The organism is Flavobacterium sp. CS20, assembly GCF_018080005.1.
In the GTDB taxonomy this organism is placed as follows: Bacteria; Bacteroidota; Bacteroidia; order Flavobacteriales; family Flavobacteriaceae; genus Psychroflexus.
The window spans coordinates 93936-112907 of the sequence record NZ_CP073015.1; the positions used below are offsets into that span (position 1 = coordinate 93936).

Genomic DNA, 18972 nt, shown 5'->3' on the forward strand with positions numbered 1-18972 from the left:
TAAACGGATTTCAAAGTTTGTTAAAATCAATATTTTTATTTTTGAAAATAAATCATCAAAGTTACTTTTATATTTACAAAATCACTTTGTTTTGTAACTTTGTGCATTATCTTACACAAACTATGGCAAGAACCAAAAAAACAAAAACGAAGTCAAAATCAAAATCTTCATTTTTTTCTATAACCCAAAGACAAAAAATTGTTTTGGGCAGTTTCTTCTTTTTTGTAGGTTTGGCATTATTCATTTCATTTGCATCATTTATATGGACTTGGCAAGCTGACCAGAGTACAATTGGTCATTTTTTTAATCGCGACATTCCTTCAAAAAATCTGTTAAGTAAATTCGGAGCCACTTTAGGGTATTTTTTTATTTATAAAGGTATTGGCATAGCCGCTTTTAATTTTTCGGTTTTGGTCATGATGAGTGGATTGAATATGTTTTTAAATTTAAAACAGTCTCAGCTCGCCAATAGATGGTTTTGGGGTTTATATTTGATGTTAGTTTTAAGTCTTGGATTTGGATTTTTTGCTGATTCTTATCCCATTCTTGGCGGTATGATAGGCTACGAAGTCAATGACATTGCAGTAGATTTTATAGGCAAAACAGGTACAATTCTGGCGATAAGTTTTTTGTTTATCATATATCTTGTCGTTCGTCTCAAAGTAACACCACAACATGTTGCAAACCTCTTTAAATCAAAAAGCGTGGCTGAAGATTTAAACGATTTAAAACCAAAACCTGAAGAAAAAGACATTGAAGAATTACAAGTCGAATCTAATTTTACTGAAAAAGATAATTCTTCAGCAGAAACAGATAACGATGCCGACATAGAAAATTCTTTTGTTTTAAATAATAACAAAAAAGACCAAACAAAAAATGAGCAAACAAAAACATCAAATTCAGATAGCGATGATGTAAAAATGGAAGTAGAAACCACAAATGAAGATGAAGAAGTTGATGAAAAATCTCAAAAAATTGTTGAAAATTTTGGTGAATTTGACCCGACTTTAGAGCTTAAAAACTTCAAATTTCCAGGTCTTGATTTACTAAATGATTACAGTGAAGGCACTGGCATAACCATAAATGAAAAAGAACTCGAGCAAAATAAAAACAAAATTGTTGAAACGCTTAATAATTACAAAATTGGCATTGCTCAAATCAAAGCAACCGTAGGACTAACTGTAACATTATATGAAATTATTCCAGATGCTGGCATTCGCATTTCAAAAATTAAAAATTTAGAAGACGATATCGCACTTTCACTATCGGCATTAGGTATTCGCATCATTGCACCAATTCCGGGAAAAGGCACTATTGGTATTGAAGTGCCGAGTCAAAAACCTTCTATCGTTTCTATGAAATCTGTTGCGACTTCCAGCAAATTTCAAAATGCAGAAATGGCATTGCCAATAGCTTTTGGCAAAAATATTTCTAATGAAACTTTTGTGGTTGACCTGGCTAAAATGCCGCACTTGCTCATGGCAGGTGCTACTGGACAAGGAAAATCGGTTGGGCTTAATGTGATTTTAACCTCTTTACTCTATCAAAAACATCCCGCTGAAGTCAAATTTGTGTTGGTTGATCCTAAAAAAGTGGAACTCACTTTATTCAACAAAATAGAACGCCACTATTTGGCAAAACTTCCAGATACTGAAGATGCTATTATCACAGATAACACAAAGGTTATCAATACTTTAAATTCATTGTGTATAGAAATGGATGCCCGCTATGAGCTTCTGAAAAAGGCTATGGTGCGTAACATCAAAGAATACAATGCTAAATTTAAAGCCCGTAAACTCAACCCTGAAAACGGTCATCGTTTTTTACCTTATATCGTATTGGTTGTTGATGAGTTTGCAGACTTGATTATGACTGCAGGAAAAGAAGTAGAAACCCCAATAGCGAGATTAGCACAATTGGCTCGAGCCATCGGTATTCACCTCATTATAGCGACACAACGTCCTTCTGTTAACGTCATTACAGGTATGATCAAAGCTAATTTCCCAGCCCGAATTGCATTTAGAGTAACTTCCAAAATAGACTCACGAACCATTTTAGATGCTGGCGGTGCCGATCAACTTATTGGTCGTGGTGATATGTTGTTTACTCAAGGCAACGAAGTCATCCGTTTGCAATGTGCTTTTGTGGATACGCCAGAAGTTGAAAAAATCACAGACTTTATCGGCTCTCAAAAAGCTTATCCTGAAGCCTATCAGTTGCCAGAATATGTGGGTGAAGAGTCAAAATCAGCACTTGAAGACAGTATTGAAGATAGAGATAAATTGTTTAATGACGCTGCAGAAGTCATCGTAACAGCACAACAAGGCTCTGCATCTTTGCTTCAGCGAAAACTAAAATTAGGATACAATCGTGCTGGACGAATTATAGACCAGTTAGAAGTCGCAGGAATTGTTGGTCCTTTTGAAGGTAGCAAGGCACGTCAAGTTTTGGTGTCTGATATGAACGCTCTAAACGAATTACTAAAAAATGAATAAAAAAAATGGTATCAATTTTGATACTCTTACTTTTGAAAAAAAATTATTAAACTATATCTTGATGAAAATTGTATTATTTGTTGTTCTTTTTGTGAGTATTAGTTCGGTTCAAGCTCAAAATGATCCTAAAGCAAAAAAATTAGCTACTGAGGTTTTAGATAAAGTGAAAAACTATGAAAATATCAGTATCGAATTTTCTTATACTTTAGAAAATATTTCTGAACAACTCAAGGAAGAAACCCGTGGAGAAGTATATGTTAAAGGTAATAAATATCGTCTCAATTTAATGGGAACAACACAAATATTTAATGGAACTAAATTATACACCATAATTCCTGCGGATGAAGAAATCAATATTTCTTCAGTAAACTCTCAAGATGATACCGCCATAACGCCATCTAAAATGCTAACCTTTTTTGAAGATGGATATTTGTATAAATGGGATATTCAGCAAAACCAAAATGGTCGCGAAATACAATATATCAAACTCATCCCAATTGATTCTAATGCTGATTATAAAAACATCTTGTTGGGTGTTGATAAATACACTAAAAACATCTCAAACTTGATTTACTCCATGAATAATGGTACGCGAACTGAAATTAAAATTTCAAGTTTTAAACCTAACGAGCCTTTATCAGAAAATGTTTTTAAATTTGATAAAAGCAAATACCCTGACTATTACATCAATGAATTAGATTAAAGTAATTTGAAAACACTTGATAGATATATTCTCTTCTCTTTCTTAAGAACTTTCTTATCGGTATTTATGATTTTGATACTCATTTTTACCTTGTATATTGTTTGGTCATTTATTAAAGACTTGGCAGGTAAAGATTTGGATATCATAATTATAGCAAAATTTATTTTTTATATTTTACCCAGTTTAGTACCGTTAATTTTACCGCTTACCATTTTGGTTACTTCAATCATGACCTTTGGTAATTTTTCTGAAAATTATGAGTTTGCGACTATGAAATCGGCAGGAATTTCGTTACAACGTGCTATGGGAAGTTTGATTGTCTTTATCGTGGTTTTAGGCTATGTAACCTATCAATTTTCAAATACAGTGATTCCATGGGCAGAATTTAAATCGTTGAATTTGAGAAAAAATTTAGCTCAAGTTAAACCAGCAATGGCGATTGACGAAAACAGGTTTAGTGATATCGCTTCTTATGTGATAAAAGTAGAAAAAAAAACAGGTGAAAATGAAGAAATCCTAAATAATGTCATCATTCACGAAAAGAGTCAAAAGTTAAGTGGAAATCATACGGTTATCAAATCTAAAACAGGTGAATTAATTTCTGGTAACAATCCAAATTTAGTTTCATTGGTTTTAAATGATGGTAATTATTACAACGAAATTCCACCAAAAAATTATAAAGAAAGGCAAAGTCGCCCATTTGTAAAGACTTCTTTTGATGAATATGTTTTGAATATTGACATCTCCGAGCTAAACAAAACAGATTTAACAGACGAAAGTGCAACGCATCCTTATAAAGCTTTAAACACAGACGAGTTAAGAACGCATTTAGATTCATTTTCTCAAGATTATGTCAAAAACATCAGAATTTATAACCGCCTAATGAATCAAAGAAATGGATATTCTAATCTATTTAAAGATTCTAATAAAAAAGATAAAATTCGAAACAAAAAAAGAAATATCTCTGTAAATGATTCAAATACCCAACAAGTTGCCGATAGCATAAAAGCTAAAGTCATAGATCCAAAAGGGTTTTACCGTATTGATAGTCTAATTTTTGTTCAACCTAATTATACATATAGCCAAATATATAGTTTAGCAAATAATTCAGTGGGAACTTTAATACGAGAAATTAAGACCAAACAAAAAATATTTGCAAATAAAACTAGACTTTTAAATCGTGTTGAGCTTGAGCTACACAGAAAATACGCACTTGGCATAAGCTGTATTGTCTTGTTTTTTGTAGGAGCTCCACTTGGAGCAATCATCAGAAAAGGCGGTTTAGGTTTGCCACTTGTGGTCTCAATTTTATTGTTTTTGGCTTACCATTTCTTTGGGATATTTGCTGGAAACAGCTCAGAAACAGGTGGTATAAGTCCTTTTTTAGGAGCTTGGTTGTCCACTTTAGTTATGATGCCTTTAGGGGTTTACTTAACTTATAGAGCCACAACCGACCAAGGCTTTATCAATACAGATGCGGTAACAGACCCGATAAAAAAAATACTTAGAAAATTAAAATTGATCAAACCTGATGACGAAAACGATTAGCCAACAAGATATAAAATTAGACAGCATAGAAGAAGCCATAGCAGACATAAGAGCTGGTAAAGTTATCATTGTTGTTGATGATGAAAACCGTGAAAACGAAGGCGATTTTGTGGCTTCGACTCAAAACGTCACACCAGAAATGATCAACTTTATGGCTAAACACGGTCGTGGTCTAATTTGTTGTCCACTTACTGAAAGGCGTTGCGAACGGCTCAAACTCGATATGATGGTTGGCAATAACACAGATCCTATGGAAACGGCTTTCACTATTTCTGTAGATCTCAATGGCGAAGGCGTTACTACGGGTATTTCGGCGACAGATCGTGCAAAAACCATCAAAGCTTTGTGTGACGACAATACCAAACCGCATCAATTGAACAGACCAGGACATATTTTTCCATTGAAAGCTAAAGAAGGTGGCGTATTAAGAAGAACAGGTCATACAGAAGCGACCATTGATTTTGCAAGATTAGCTGGCTTAAAACCTGCGGGTGTGATTGTTGAAATTATGAATGAAGATGGCAGTATGGCAAGATTACCACAATTGGTGAAAGTGGCTCAAAAACACAACCTCAAAATTGTTTCTATTGAAGATTTAGTCGCCTACAGAATGGCTCATGATTCTCTTATTGAGAAAAAAGAAGATTTTGATTTGCAAACGCGATTTGGCCAATTCAGGTTAAGAGCCTATCAACAAACCACCAACAATCATATACATTTAGCATTGACTAAAGGCGAATGGAAAGCTTATGATCCTGTTTTGGTGCGTGTTAACTCAACTTTGGTCAACAATGATATCCTTGGCACGTTGACCAACAACGCCGAAAAAAAGCTTGATGATATGTTTAAATTGATCAACGCCGAAGGTCAAGGTGCAATTGTCTTTATCAATCAAGATGTGCAAAGTTTAAATCTTTTGTCAAGATTAAAAATTTTAAAAGAACAACAAGTCGATGGCATAGTCAAAGTTCCACAACTCAAAATGGATAATAAAGATTTTGGGATTGGTGCACAAATATTACACGATATTAATGTACACAAAATTAGATTAATGTCAAATTCTAAACATACCAAACGCGTTGGTATGATAGGTTATGGATTAGAAATTATTGATTACGTTAATTATTGATTTCAATCACAACATCTTCTAACGGGCGTCGCACTTTTTTAAACTTTGAAAAATCATCATCTTGAGCACGATAGCCAATTGGCATTACTAAAACAGGTTCAATTCTATAAGTATCTAAATTTAATATTGAAGCGTAACTTTTAGCATCAAAACCTTCCATAGGACAGGCATCTATTTTTTCTAAAGCACATACAGTAAGCATATTGCCAATGGTCAAATAGGCTTGATTTATTGCCCATTGTTGAAGTTGAGAATCATTTTTATTTAAAAAATCTTCAATTAAAAAATCCCTGAATGGCTTTAAAATCTCATCAGGAGTTTGACGAATTTGTTTAACCAACTCAAAGTGATTTTCTATAAATACTTGATTGATATTTTTTTCAACACACAAGACAAACACATGAGAAGCTGTTTTGACTTGTTTTTGGTTATAGCTGGCTTCAAAAAGTTCTTCTTGAATCGTTTTATCAGAAACAACAACAAGTTTTAACGGTTGCAACCCGTAAGATGTTGGTGTTAAGTTAAATGCTGTTTTTAAATTATGAATTTTTTCTTCAGGCAATATCTTTTGGCTGTCAAAATATTTTGTAGCGTAACGCCAATTAAGTGCATCTATGATGTCCATAAAAATTTTTTTGCAAAGGTAAATGGATGCGAATTAGAAGATTATCAAATAAATCATAAAATTAATTATTAAGGTTTTGCACCAATTTGAATGAAGAGTACCGACGTCCCAGCCTGTTACAGACTGATATTTTAACGTGAGTTTGATATAAATTCCAATAAAATATATTCATATAAAATACAGATATTTAATCATTTGTCATGACGACAGAGCGAAGCATGAGCGACGAGACATCTCAGTAGGATGAGATTTCTCCTCATTCTTCGTTCGAAATGACAAAATTTGTTTACAAAAATATGTGATCATCTGATTTACAGCTTTCAATAAATCGAACTCACGTTATTTTAAGGATTCCTTATATACGGGAGACTTTTAAAATAACATTCGGTATTAAAGCTTTGTGGTTAAAATTTATTAAATTAGTAGCTTTAAATTTTATCAATATGTCAATGACCAGCATACCTAGCGTCGATTTAAAAAAATTTTTATCAGGCGATGCTCAACAGAAACAATCCTTTGTCGAAGAAATTGGTTCGGCTTACGAAGAAATCGGTTTTGTATCACTAAAAAATCATTTTTTAGATGAACAATTAATGTCAGATTTATACCGAGAAGTTAAAGCCTTTTTTGATTTACCTGAAGAGACTAAATCTAAATACGAACGAGAAGAACTTGCTGGCCAACGTGGTTATGTATCTTTTGGAAAAGAACATGCCAAAGGTCAAACAAAGGGTGATTTAAAAGAATTTTGGCATTTTGGTCAAGAGCCAGAAAAAAATGCTGATTTACCTGAAACCTATCCTGAAAATCTGAAAGTTGAAGAACGCCCTAACTTTTATCCTACAGGGATGAAAGCCTATCGAGCTTTAGAAAAAACAGGAATTTATGTTTTAAGAGCACTTGCTATATACATCGGTTTAGAAGAAACCTATTTTGACCATTGGGCTAAAAATGGTAATTCTATTTTAAGACCTATTCATTATCCGCCAATCACTGAAGAACCCAAAGGTGCTGTGAGAGCTGCTCGCTCACGGTGATATCAACCTGATTACACTACTTATGGGAGCTTCAACAGGTGGATTGCAAGTCAAACGAAAAGACGGTCAATGGATTGATGCCAAACCCGACGAAGATGATTTGGTTATCAATGTAGGCGATATGCTTGAAAGACATACCAATAACAAATTGCGGTCAACCATTCATCGCGTGATCAATCCGCCACAAGAAGAATGGGATAAGCCTCGATATTCTATTCCTTTTTTTATGCATCCGCGTAGTGATATGAAGCTGGATTGTTTACCCCAATGTATTGATAAAAATAATCCGAAACATTACGCTGACATTACGGCTGGAGAATTCCTTAATCAAAGACTTGCTGAAATTGGTTTAGCTAAAAAATAACCTATGGACTTAAAAGACCAATTACAGAATCTATTTCCAGACCATGAACCAGAGAAAGATGAAGAATTCAAACCTGAACCTGAAATTGATATTTGGTTACAAGACGAACCTTTGATATGTAAATACGAAAAACGACAAGGCAAACCAAATACCATTATCGAAAATTATAACGGTGCTAAAAGTGATTTTAAAAAACTGACAAAATATCTTAAAAAAGCTTGTGGTGTTGGCGGAAGCCATAAAAACGAAACTATCATTATTCAAGGCGATTACCGAGATGAAATTATGGATATGCTTAAAGATTTAGGGTTTAAAGTTAAACGTGTTGGCGGTTGATAAAATTTAAAAAATAAAAATATGACAAAAATAAAAGACTCAGAACTAATACTTAATCCTGATGGCAGTGTTTACCATCTTAATCTCAAACCTGAAAATATTGCCGATACTATCATAACCGTTGGTGATCAAGACCGTGTAGAAAGGGTCTCAAAATACTTTGATAGTATTGTCTTTGAAACTCAAAAACGTGAATTTAAAACCCATACAGGTTTTTATAAGGGCAAAAAACTCACGGTGATTTCTACTGGTATTGGCATTGACAATATTGACATTGTGATGAACGAACTCGATGCCTTAGTCAATATTGACCTAAAAACCCGACAAATTCGAGATAAGCTCAAGTCTCTTAATATTTTTAGAATCGGAACTTCTGGTGGTATTCAAGAATTTGTTGAGTTAGACAATTTTGTTATGGGAAAAGCTGGACTGGGTTTTGATGGCTTAATCCATTATTATGAAAATGATATTTCGCAGTCAAAAGCCACAAAGCAATTGATTGAACATCTAAATTTATCCAAATTCAAAGCCCAACCTTATATCGTTGAATGTAGCGATAAATTGGCTGAAATGTTTGAACATGAAGCTCAAGTTACTTCTGGAATTACTGCCACCAATATCGGTTTTTATGGACCTCAAGGCAGAACTCTTCGTTTAAAATTACAAGATAAAGATTTTGTAGATAAACTCACTTCTTTTGAATACAACGGTGCTAAGGTTACTAATATGGAAATGGAAACCAGTGCTATATATAGTCTATCTAAAATGTTAGGTCATCATGCGTTATCTATGAATGCTATTATAGCCAACAGAACTCATGGTGAATTTAGCAAAAACCCTAAGCGAGCTGTAGATAATTTAATCCAATTTACGTTAGATAAACTGTGTAAACTCTAAAGTTCAACTTGGGTTTCAATAGCTTTAACTTTCATATCTCTTTTTGACTCGTATTCAAATTTGAGATGATAGCCTCCTTTTTGTTTTTGAATATCAAGTTGACCTTGTTGGATAAGTTCATAACCCGCATCTCTGCAAAAACAAGACTTTTGGGTAAAAACCTTGGCATTTGAAAGGTCTTTGTTTGATAGTGATAGATTTTTAGCGTCTTTAGGCACTTGAAAGTAAAACGTTTCTACGTAACTATCATCTGCAATATTGGCTTGGTCTTTATACTTATATGTATATTTTATGATGTGGTAATTATCATCAGATTTGGTGTTAATATAAATTTCACCAATACTGTCTTCTAATAATTTTATAGACTGATTTTTAAGAATTTCAGTGTTGCATTCGTATCCTTTTGGACATTCAGGTGTCTCTTGAATGGTGTTTAAACTTTTACAAGATAAAACAGAAAACAAAACAATAAACATTAAATATTTTAGCATTTTAATTTTTTGAGTAAAACTAAAGATTTATTCTAATTGTGAATTCACATCTTTTAAATAATAACAATTGTTTAATTATATATATTTTATATTAAACAAAAGAAATAATACTTTTGAATTATGAAATTTGAAGCTTAATCAAAATTGGCAGACAAAACTTATACTGTTTAATTGATAAAAATATTTTGCACAACAGATGATAATTACTTAACAACTTCACAATGGCAATGTAAACATATTTATTTTAAGAAAGTGATGATTATTTTAAGATTAAAAATGGGTTAAATAATGAGTAAAGTTAATGTATTTTGGTTTAGACGAGATTTGAGATTAAATGACAATGCGGGACTTTATCAAGCCTTGAAGTCAGATAATCCTGTTTTGCCTATATTTATTTATGATAGAAACATCATAGATGAATTGCCAAAAGACGATGCAAGACTGACTTTTATTTTCAATACACTTCAAAATATTAATGAAACTTTAAAAGAAAAGCACAACTCTTCAATAGCGTTTTATCACGGAAAATCAGATGAGGTTTTTAAAAATATAATAAATGAGTATGAAATTGATACCGTTTATACCAATCGCGATTATGAGCCTTATGCTAAAGAACGTGATAGGCAAATTGAAAGCATTTTAAATCAAAATGATATATCATTTAAAACCTATAAAGATTTAGTCGTATTTGAAAAAGATGAACTTGTAAAAAATGATGGTAAACCTTATTTAGTTTTTACTCCCTATATGAAAAAATGGAAGAAAACTTTTAAAGATGTTGACTTGCCAAATTATCCATCAGAAAATCATCTTGGCAACTTAATTCAAAGCAAAAATTTACCACATTTAAGTTTAGAAGATATGGGTTATAAACCGTCTTCAATTAAAGTTCCTGGTTATAATTTATCTATAGATTTAATTGAAAATTATGAAATGACAAGAGATAAACCTTCAATAAATGGAACTTCCAGGTTAAGTCCTTATTTAAGATTTGGTTTGGTAGGTTATCGCGAAGTCATGTCGAAAGCTTTGTCTGCAAAAAATGAAACCTTTCTCAACGAGCTCATTTGGCGAGAATTTTATATGATGATTTTATTTCACTATCCCAAATCTATTGGCCATGCTTTTAAGAAAAAATACGACCGCATTAAATGGCGAAATAATGAAAAAGAATTTGAAAAATGGAAAAACGGCCAAACGGGATATCCCATTGTAGATGCAGGAATGCGACAACTCAACGAAACGGGTTGGATGCACAACCGAGTCAGAATGATTGTGGGCAGTTTTTTATGTAAACATTTGTTGATAGATTGGCGTTGGGGCGAAGCTTATTTTGCCGAAAAACTCCTTGACTATGAACTATCTTCAAATGTTGGTGGCTGGCAGTGGGTTGCTGGCTCTGGTGTAGATGCGGCACCATATTTCAGAATTTTTAATCCTTATAGCCAAGCGGATAAATTTGATAAAGACAAAAAATATATCAAAAAATGGGTGACAGAATTTGAAACCGAAGATTATCCAAACCCCATAATTAGTCATAAAAAAGCAAGAGAGCGATGTTTAGAAACTTATAAAACCGCTTTAAAGGAAGTATAATAAATTTCTAATTAACCCATTGAATACATGATTTGGTAGAATATGTTTTGCCTTTGTGCATATGTTTTGAATTGTAATCATTGATTTTGGTTAGTGGTATTTTTATGATGTTTTAGTTGTAGTATTGATTGTTATCAAGACCAGAAATTGAAAGTTTGTAATCTAATATTTTTCTCATAAATTTATGAATATGCTTTTCATTGGCTTTGATTTTTACAAAATATTCATCCATATAAATGGAATACTGTTCAGATTTTTCTTTATAAATATGAAGTTTTCTGTAAGGAATCACTAAGGCATAGGTTTCTAACAAAGACTTAAAATTCAAAATAATACCTTGAGGTCTCATTTCAATATTACAAACATTTCTATGATTATCTAAAACAAGTAAATTATGAATTTTTTGATTAGTAGATTCTATAATCAACTTTCCAGAACCAATGCCACCTAATTTAATCCGATCTTTAAAGGAAAATGCTTTACCAACACTTTCATCAATTTGCGACTTTATTTTTGGTTTATTATAAGAAACATTTAATAGCATAATCATTTTTTTTGTAAGTTAAAAAAAATCAAAAAATACCATGCTGTAAAGCTCTATTTTTTAGATTATATTTGCCTTTGTAAAAAATTATGTATGCAATTTGAGCAAGTAGTTATACCACACTTAAAAGAATTTTTTAAAAGCAAGTATCAAAAAGATATTGTTGAGTTTGAATTTCAGCAAACCCGAAAAGAATTTGAAGGTGATATAACTTTAGTAGTATTTCCATTATTGAGATACATCAAGACTAATCCTCAAGAATTGGCTAATAATATAGGTCAGCATTTAAAAGACAATTTATCAGAAATTAAATCTTATAATGTTATTAAAGGTTTTTTAAATATAGAATTGCATTCTTCATATCACCTGTCTGTTTTAGAAGATATTTATTCTCAATCAGAATATGGTAAACAACCAGATATGGCTCAAAAAGTGATGGTTGAATTTTCATCACCAAACACAAACAAGCCTTTGCATTTAGGGCATGTGAGAAATATTACCTTAGGTTTTGCCTTGGCTCAGATTTTAGAATATGCTGGTTTTGAAGTCTATAAAACTCAAATCATCAACGACCGAGGTATTCATATTTGCAAGTCAATGCTAGCTTGGCAGAAATTTGGTCACGATGAAACACCAGAAACATCAGGAATGAAAGGCGATCATTTTGTCGGTAAATATTATGTTCGTTTTGATTTGGCTTACAAAAAACAAATTCAAGAACTGATTGACAAAGGTATTCCCAAAGATGAAGCAAAAGTTAGAGCTCCCATTATGTTAGAAGCTCAAGAAATGCTTAAGCTATGGGAGAATGGCGATGCTGAAGTAACCTCTTTGTGGAACAAAATGAACCAGTGGGTTTATGATGGTTTTAATGAAACATACAAACGTTTGGGAGTATATTTTGATAAAAATTACTACGAAAGTGAGACTTACCTCTTAGGGAAAGATATCATTTTAGAAGGTTTGAACAAAGGCGTGTTTTATAAAAAATTAGACGGAAGTGTTTGGATTGATTTAAGCGATGAAGGTCTTGACGAAAAAATAGTCTTAAGAGCTGATGGAACAGCCGTTTACATGACTCAAGATATTGGAACAGCGGTAAAACGTGTTGAAGATTACGATATCAATAGAATGATTTATACCGTTGGTAATGAGCAAGATTATCATTTTAAAGTCCTGTTTTTAATTTTAAAAAAATTAGGATATACTTGGGCAGACAATTTATATCATTTGAGTTATGGAATGGTAGATTTGCCAAGTGGTAAAATGAAAAGTAGAGAAGGAACCGTTGTAGATGCTGATGATTTAATGAATGATATGAAGTTAACCGCTAAAACCATATCAGAAGAACACGGTAAGCTTGATGATTATGATGAGGATGAAAAAAATAAACTTTACCACACAATTGGATTAGGAGCACTTAAATATTTTATCTTAAAAGTTGACCCTAAAAAACGCATCGTGTTTAATCCTGATGAATCTGTTGATTTTCAAGGCAATACGGGACCATTCATTCAATATACTTATGCCAGAATACAATCTATTTTAAGACAGTTCAAAGGAAGCACTACTCAAAAACTTGCCAAGATTGACTTACACGACAAAGAAAAAGAGTTGATCAAAATATTAGAACAATTTCCAGACATTATCCAGCAGTCAGCTGAACAGTATAGCCCTGCTATTTTGGCAAATTATACTTATGAATTGGTTAAAGCATTTAATTCTTTTTATCAAAATTTAAGCATCTTAGGAGCTGATAAACAAGAACAAAAAATATTGAGAGTAAAACTTGCTACTTCAACTTCAAAAGTCATTAAAACCGCTTTTAACTTGCTTGGAATTGAAATGCCTGAACGCATGTGATTTTTGATAATAACCTTATTGCTTTTAATTTGAGAAAATTGGCGGGTTTATAATCTTGACAATATAAGATGTCCATTATGAATAGAATTCAATTTTATAGTTCACAGATAGAACAATATCACCAATCGATAAAAGTATTAAAACGAAAACTATTATACATCAGTCTTGTCAGAATTGCAGTTTTTGTAACAATCGCCACTGGTATTTATTTTTTATGGTCTTCTATAAATATAGTGGTATTGCTGGTTTTGGTTTTTGCAGGCTTATTTATTTTTTTAATCAAAAAGCAACTAAAACTCAAAAATGAATTAAAAAAAATTAGACTACTCGTAACAATAAATAAAAATGAAATTTTAGCCTTAAAAGGCGATATTAGTCATTTTAAAAATGGTAGTGCATACAAAGATTCAACACATGCATTTGCTGATGATATTGATTTGTTTGGTGAACATTCCTTTTTTCAATTCATAAATAGAACTGCTCTGATACAGGGTGAAATCAAGTTGACCAAATATTTAAAAAGTAATTCTATAAGCAACATATCAAATAAGCAAAAAGCAGTTCAAGAATTAAGCAATCTGATAAAGTTTAGGCAAAATTTTACAGCAGAAGCATTAGCCTTAGACAAACAAGATAGGTCAGAAGAAATTCTTAAAACCCTATCAACTCATCGTAATTTTATACCAAAATATTTTAATATTTTATCGATTTTGTTCAGTCTGATTTCAATTTCGGTTTTATCGTTATTTATATTTGACTTCATCAATTTTAAGCAAGTCTTACTTTGGTTTTTTATTGGTTTAGGTCTAACGGGAATATATTTAAAAAAAATTAATGTACTATCTCTAACAACGGCTAAGGCACAAAATCTTTTTAGGCAATATCAAAAACTTATCCAAGCTATAGAAGCTCAAAGTTTTAAATCTCAGAATTTAAATTTTAAACAATCCTTACTGAAATCTGATCAAAGACAAGCTTCTCAATTGATGAAGTCTTTCTCACAACATATTGATGCGTTAGAACAAAGGCAAAATATGATGTTAGGTGTTGTTTTAAATGCTTTTTTTCTGTGGGATATTCGGCAGTGTTTAAAAATTGAACGTTGGTTAGATCAACATAAAAATGAACTTAAAGCATGGTTTGATGTCATTGCCTATTTTGATGCCCAAAACAGCTTAGCAAACTTGGCATACAATCAAACCGAGTTTGTTTTTCCAAAAATAAATCTTTCAGATTCATATATTATTGAATGTGAATCGGCAACACATCCGTTAATTCCAGATAAACAAGCAGTTAGAAATAGTTTTGCTATACAAGATAATGATTTTTTAATAATCACTGGAGCTAATATGGCTGGCAAAAGCACTTTTTTAAGAACTGTATCTTTGATGATTGTCATGGCTAATATAGGTTTGCCAGTTTGTGCTAAGTCTTGTCTGTATAGACCAATTAAATTGATTACGAGTATGCGTACATCAGATTCTTTAACCGATGATTCCTCTTACTTTTTTTCTGAACTTACCCGTTTAAAAACTATTGTAGAGCATTTAAAAAACGATTCGTATTTTGTGATACTTGACGAAATTCTTAAAGGAACAAATTCTCATGACAAAGCTAAAGGTTCAAAACAGTTTATTAAAAAATTAGCATCGACTAATAGCACAGGGATAGTAGCAACGCATGATTTGAGTTTATGTAGCCTTTCCAAAAAATTAGAAAATGTCAAAAATTACTATTTTGATGCTCAAATTATTGATGATGAATTGTATTTTGATTATAGTCTGAAAGAAGGCGTTTGCCAAAACATGAATGCCTCATTTCTGTTAAAGAAAATGGGGATTGTATAATTTTTTTTTGAATCAAAACAACAGGATTTCAAACAATTTTGCCCTGAATAGTTCAAATCATAGCCAAGGCACAAATAGTCTTCCTTTTTTAGACTTTTGTGCCTTGGGTTTAATTTATAGAAATATTTTTTAAAGACCGCTTATTTATATGTCGTCAAAGTTAACATCTGTGTATTTTTCTGCTTGGGTTGTGGTTTTTTCAGATCCGTTTGAGCTGTTATCTTCAAGTTTTTTGTCATAGTTAGGTTGATGTCTTTCGCTAATGACTACTTCACCTTTTTCGTCGATTATAAATTGTGTTGCATCTTCTAAAGCGGTTTTAAAATCTTCAAAATCTTCTTTGTACAGATAAATTTTGTGTTTTCTGTAAAAAAAAGATCCATCATCATTTGTAAACTTTTTACTTTCAGTGATGGTTAGGTAATAATCGCCAGCTTTAGTTTCTCTAACATCAAAAAAATAAGTGCGTCTTCCAGCTCTAATAACGCGTTCAAAAATATCTTCATTTGGTCGTTCTGCCTTTTCACTCATAATTAAATTGTTTTTGTTGATTACAGTGTCAAAAGTCTTAAAAAAATTAACATAAGACAAACATTATTTAATTTTCTTTTGTTTTAAGTTGTTTTTCATACAATGATTGGTAGTAACCTTCTTGATTTGCCAACTCATGGTGTTTTCCTTGTTGAATGATTTTTCCGTTTTCTAGCACAATGATGTTGTCTGCAAGTCTTGCTGAAGATATTCTGTGGCTTACAATAATGGCTGTTTTGTTTTTAGATAAGCTATTAAATTTTTGCATTATAACTTCTTCGGTTTCAGTATCAACGGCTGAAAGGCAATCGTCAAACAAGATAACTTCAGGAGATTTTATAATAGCTCTTGCAATTGAAATACGTTGTTTTTGTCCACCAGAAAGAGTAACGCCTCTTTCGCCAAGCACAGTGTCATAACCTTGGCTAAAATTCATAATATTTTCGAGTACTTCAGCGTTTTTGGCGTTACTATAATTTCTTCTTCACTTGCATCAGCTTTACCAAACTTAATGTTGTTTTTGATAGAATCACTAAACAAAAACGCATCTTGAGGAACATAACCAATAGCATTTCTCAGTTTGCTTAAATTGATTTTTTCTATTGAGATGCCATCTACAAAAATTTTGCCTTGCTTCACATCATACAGTCTGCCAATAAGTTCAAGAATTGTTGATTTTCCTGAGCCTGTATTTCCTAAAATTACCAATCTTTGCCCAGCTTTGACTTCAAAACTCACATTTTTTAAAGCTTGTATATTGGTATCTTCGTAAGTAAAACTTACATTTTCAAAGCGAATATTACCTTTTATATCAATATCTACCGCTTTTTCTGAGTTGGTTATTTCTGGTTTTTGATTTAAAAATCGATTTATCCGCTTTTGAGAAGCTTCTGCACGCTGTATCATAGTGGTAATAAATCCTACAGAAGCCACAGGCCATGTCAGCATATTGACATATATGATAAATTCAACTATGACGCCTACATTTTCAATTTCACCATCAAAATACTGATTACTGCCTATATATATAACAATGATATTACTCAAACCAATCAACAAGATCATCATTGGAAAAAATAGAGCTTGAACTTTTACTAAGTCTATATTTTTAGCTTTGCTTTCATTAGATAAATTCACAAAATTTGAGTTGACTCCAGCCATCATTCCATAAGATTTGATAACACTTATGCCACTAAAAGCTTCTTGAGTGAAGGTGTTGAGTTTTGATAAAATTTCTTGAACAACCTTGCTTTTTTTATTTATTGCTACACTTAATTTATATATGGCAAATGACAAAAAAGGAAATGGAACTAATGTGTATAGCGTTAGGGTAGGAGCTTTTATAAACATGTAGGTTATAAATACAACAAAAAGCGTAATTGTAGATACACTGTACATTAAGGCTGGACCAACATACATACGCGATTTAGATACATCATCACTAATGCGGTTCATCAAATCTCCAGTACGATTTTTTTTATAAAAGTTTAAAGATAGATTTTCGTATTGTTGAAATATTTCATTTTTTAAATCAAACTCAATATAGCGTGAAGCTATAATAAATGTTTGTCGCATCAAGAATGTAAGTATTGCTGAAGCTAAGGTCGCACCAATTATTAAGGCGATGTTAATCATTAAATCTTCACGTAAATCAACGTTACTATATTTCTCACCATTTAAATATTTTTCAATTGAAGCAGTAGATTGACCAATAAGTTGAGGTGGAAAAATTGAAAAGACTTTTGCACTTATGGTAATAAAAACACCTAGTAAAAGCCGACCTCGATATTTATATAAATACTTATTTAAATGTGAAAGTGAATTGTTTCTCATCGTGGCGAATTTACTTGATTAGCTCATTAAAATAGCCAAAATAATAGAAATTTTAACTAAAATATATCCAACTTATGCCAGGTTTGAATTGCTTTAAAAAACTCAGGACAAAGTTTTAAAACACCGTTGGATATTGAGCCAAGCTAATTAAAAGCTTAAGATTTTAGAGACTATTTCCTGGATATGTATTGTCAAGATAATCAGGGATTCCATTAGCATTTGAATCTGGAAAATCAATTGTACCATCTTCATTGATGATGATTTCATCTATAGTTAATTTAGAATCACCATCATCATTTCGGTCAGCATAATTTGGTATGCCATCACCATCGGTATCATCTCCAATATCATCACCATCTCTGATATCATTTACACGACGATTGTTATTGAGGTCTTCTAAATATGAAGGAATCCCATCTTGGTCGTGGTCTGTAAGTTTTGATTTGTAGAGTTGTACTGAGAAAATAATAGGTTGATACTGTTTAATTGGCGAAGCAATTGGAGGTGAAGCAAAAAAACCTAAACCTGAAGGTACAAAAACTACACCAATTCCAAAATCGTCATTAAAACTTACGGTTCCATCGTTATTTTCTACAAATCCAGATGAACCTCTCAATTCGGGTAACAATTCATAGAACCCTCTAACAGTTTGAGGTAAGTCAAACCATGTCGGGTTGGGATTAGTGTCAAAAACTTCATTTTCAATAGTAATTCCTTGAAAGGTAACAAGTGTGGAGTCGGCAAATTTTGGATGTCTTTCATTTAGGTTGCCCTCACGTTTTAATAAATAATACAATGTATATTCAACGTCCTGTTGAGTAATTTGTTTGCTATTGAGAAACTCTGATTCTATGATTGGCGTTTTGTCAATATTTTCACCTGCAATAGTATCAAAGACAACTATTTGAAAATTTGGATTTTGGGGATTATCTACAAATTCAAAGAAATGCGTTTCTAAAAAATTTTCAATTTCTATTTGGTTTTCTACTTTAACTTCCTCAGGATCTCTCAATTGAATATTTGAACTCGAGCCACCACCATCATCACTGCCACAGGAATTAAATAGTAATAGTGAAAACGCTATAAATAAAAAAGATTTCATTAACTTCATTATAACAATATTTTGGGTGCAA

General features: G+C 32.0%; 14 protein-coding genes and 2 pseudogenes. 10 read left to right on the plus strand and 6 right to left on the minus strand.

The genetic code is table 11. From position 1 onward, the window contains the following. Positions 1-122 precede the first annotated feature (122 nt). Genes IGB25_RS00410 through ribB form a run of 4 tightly spaced genes read left to right on the plus strand, consistent with a single transcriptional unit; the run spans position 123 to position 5875 of the window. Positions 123-2495 carry a DNA translocase FtsK gene (locus tag IGB25_RS00410; RefSeq protein WP_211065692.1) on the plus strand — a complete coding sequence of 791 codons (2373 nt, stop codon included), beginning with the start codon at positions 123-125 and terminating at the stop codon, positions 2493-2495. Continuing rightward, on the plus strand, positions 2488-3198 hold the full coding sequence (locus IGB25_RS00415) for an outer membrane lipoprotein carrier protein LolA (protein ID WP_371815918.1): 711 nt from the start codon (positions 2488-2490) through the stop codon (positions 3196-3198). The genes IGB25_RS00410 and IGB25_RS00415 overlap by 8 nt, the downstream gene beginning before the upstream one ends. Before the next feature lie 6 nt (positions 3199-3204). Beyond that, positions 3205-4746: an LptF/LptG family permease gene (locus tag IGB25_RS00420; protein ID WP_211065693.1), complete on the plus strand. Its 1542-nt coding sequence runs from the start codon at positions 3205-3207 to the stop codon at positions 4744-4746. Continuing rightward, positions 4730-5875 (plus strand): 3,4-dihydroxy-2-butanone-4-phosphate synthase, encoded by a 1146-nt coding sequence (ribB, locus tag IGB25_RS00425; RefSeq protein WP_211065694.1) that lies wholly within the window; start codon positions 4730-4732, stop codon positions 5873-5875. The genes IGB25_RS00420 and ribB overlap by 17 nt, the downstream gene beginning before the upstream one ends. Here the strand turns inward: ribB and IGB25_RS00430 are convergent. Beyond that, complete coding sequence (locus IGB25_RS00430; protein ID WP_211065695.1) at positions 5865-6500, minus strand: NAD(P)H-dependent oxidoreductase; 636 nt, start codon at positions 6498-6500, stop codon at positions 5865-5867. The genes ribB and IGB25_RS00430 overlap by 11 nt on opposite strands. 449 nt (positions 6501-6949) lie before the next feature. On the opposite strand from IGB25_RS00430, the pseudogene IGB25_RS00435 reads away from it, so the two are divergent. From IGB25_RS00435 to IGB25_RS00445, 3 genes and pseudogenes are all read left to right on the plus strand, one after another. Continuing rightward, positions 6950-7901 (plus strand): annotated as a pseudogene (locus IGB25_RS00435) (isopenicillin N synthase family dioxygenase). A gap of 3 nt (positions 7902-7904) precedes the next feature. Continuing rightward, positions 7905-8237 (plus strand): translation initiation factor, encoded by a 333-nt coding sequence (locus tag IGB25_RS00440; RefSeq protein ID WP_211065696.1) that lies wholly within the window; start codon positions 7905-7907, stop codon positions 8235-8237. Positions 8238-8258: 21 nt separating this feature from the next. Beyond that, a complete protein-coding gene (locus IGB25_RS00445) occupies positions 8259-9134 on the plus strand; it encodes a nucleoside phosphorylase (RefSeq protein WP_211065697.1) in 876 nt (291 codons plus the stop codon). Here the strand turns inward: IGB25_RS00445 and IGB25_RS00450 are convergent. Further along, entirely contained in the window at positions 9131-9625 is a 495-nt protein-coding gene (locus IGB25_RS00450) for a hypothetical protein (protein ID WP_211065698.1), read from the minus strand. The genes IGB25_RS00445 and IGB25_RS00450 overlap by 4 nt on opposite strands. A gap of 285 nt (positions 9626-9910) precedes the next feature. On the opposite strand from IGB25_RS00450, the gene IGB25_RS00455 reads away from it, so the two are divergent. After that, a complete protein-coding gene (locus tag IGB25_RS00455) occupies positions 9911-11221 on the plus strand; it encodes a deoxyribodipyrimidine photo-lyase (RefSeq protein WP_247653771.1) in 1311 nt (436 codons plus the stop codon). 112 nt (positions 11222-11333) lie between these two features. Here the strand turns inward: IGB25_RS00455 and IGB25_RS00460 are convergent, their stop codons facing one another. After that, complete coding sequence (locus IGB25_RS00460; protein WP_211065700.1) at positions 11334-11765, minus strand: hypothetical protein; 432 nt, start codon at positions 11763-11765, stop codon at positions 11334-11336. Positions 11766-11858: 93 nt separating this feature from the next. Here IGB25_RS00460 and argS point away from each other — a divergent pair, with 93 nt between their 5' ends. Further along, a complete protein-coding gene (argS, locus tag IGB25_RS00465) occupies positions 11859-13628 on the plus strand; it encodes an arginine--tRNA ligase (protein ID WP_211065701.1) in 1770 nt (589 codons plus the stop codon). Between the two features lie 77 nt (positions 13629-13705). Continuing rightward, complete coding sequence (locus tag IGB25_RS00470) at positions 13706-15475, plus strand: DNA mismatch repair protein MutS (RefSeq protein ID WP_211065702.1); 1770 nt, start codon at positions 13706-13708, stop codon at positions 15473-15475. A gap of 144 nt (positions 15476-15619) precedes the next feature. On the opposite strand, the gene IGB25_RS00475 is transcribed toward IGB25_RS00470, so the two are convergent. The 3 genes and pseudogenes from IGB25_RS00475 to IGB25_RS00485 all read right to left on the minus strand — a co-directional run bounded on the left by IGB25_RS00475 (position 15620) and on the right by IGB25_RS00485 (position 18941). Beyond that, the gene (locus IGB25_RS00475) at positions 15620-16006 is read right to left on the minus strand and encodes a PUR family DNA/RNA-binding protein (protein WP_211065703.1); all 387 of its coding nucleotides are present in this window, start codon (positions 16004-16006) and stop codon (positions 15620-15622) included. A gap of 67 nt (positions 16007-16073) precedes the next feature. Beyond that, positions 16074-17839, minus strand: a pseudogene (locus tag IGB25_RS00480) (ABC transporter ATP-binding protein). A gap of 163 nt (positions 17840-18002) precedes the next feature. Further along, positions 18003-18941 (minus strand): FKBP-type peptidyl-prolyl cis-trans isomerase, encoded by a 939-nt coding sequence (locus IGB25_RS00485; RefSeq protein WP_247653552.1) that lies wholly within the window; start codon positions 18939-18941, stop codon positions 18003-18005. Between the last annotated feature and the right edge of the window lie 31 nt (positions 18942-18972).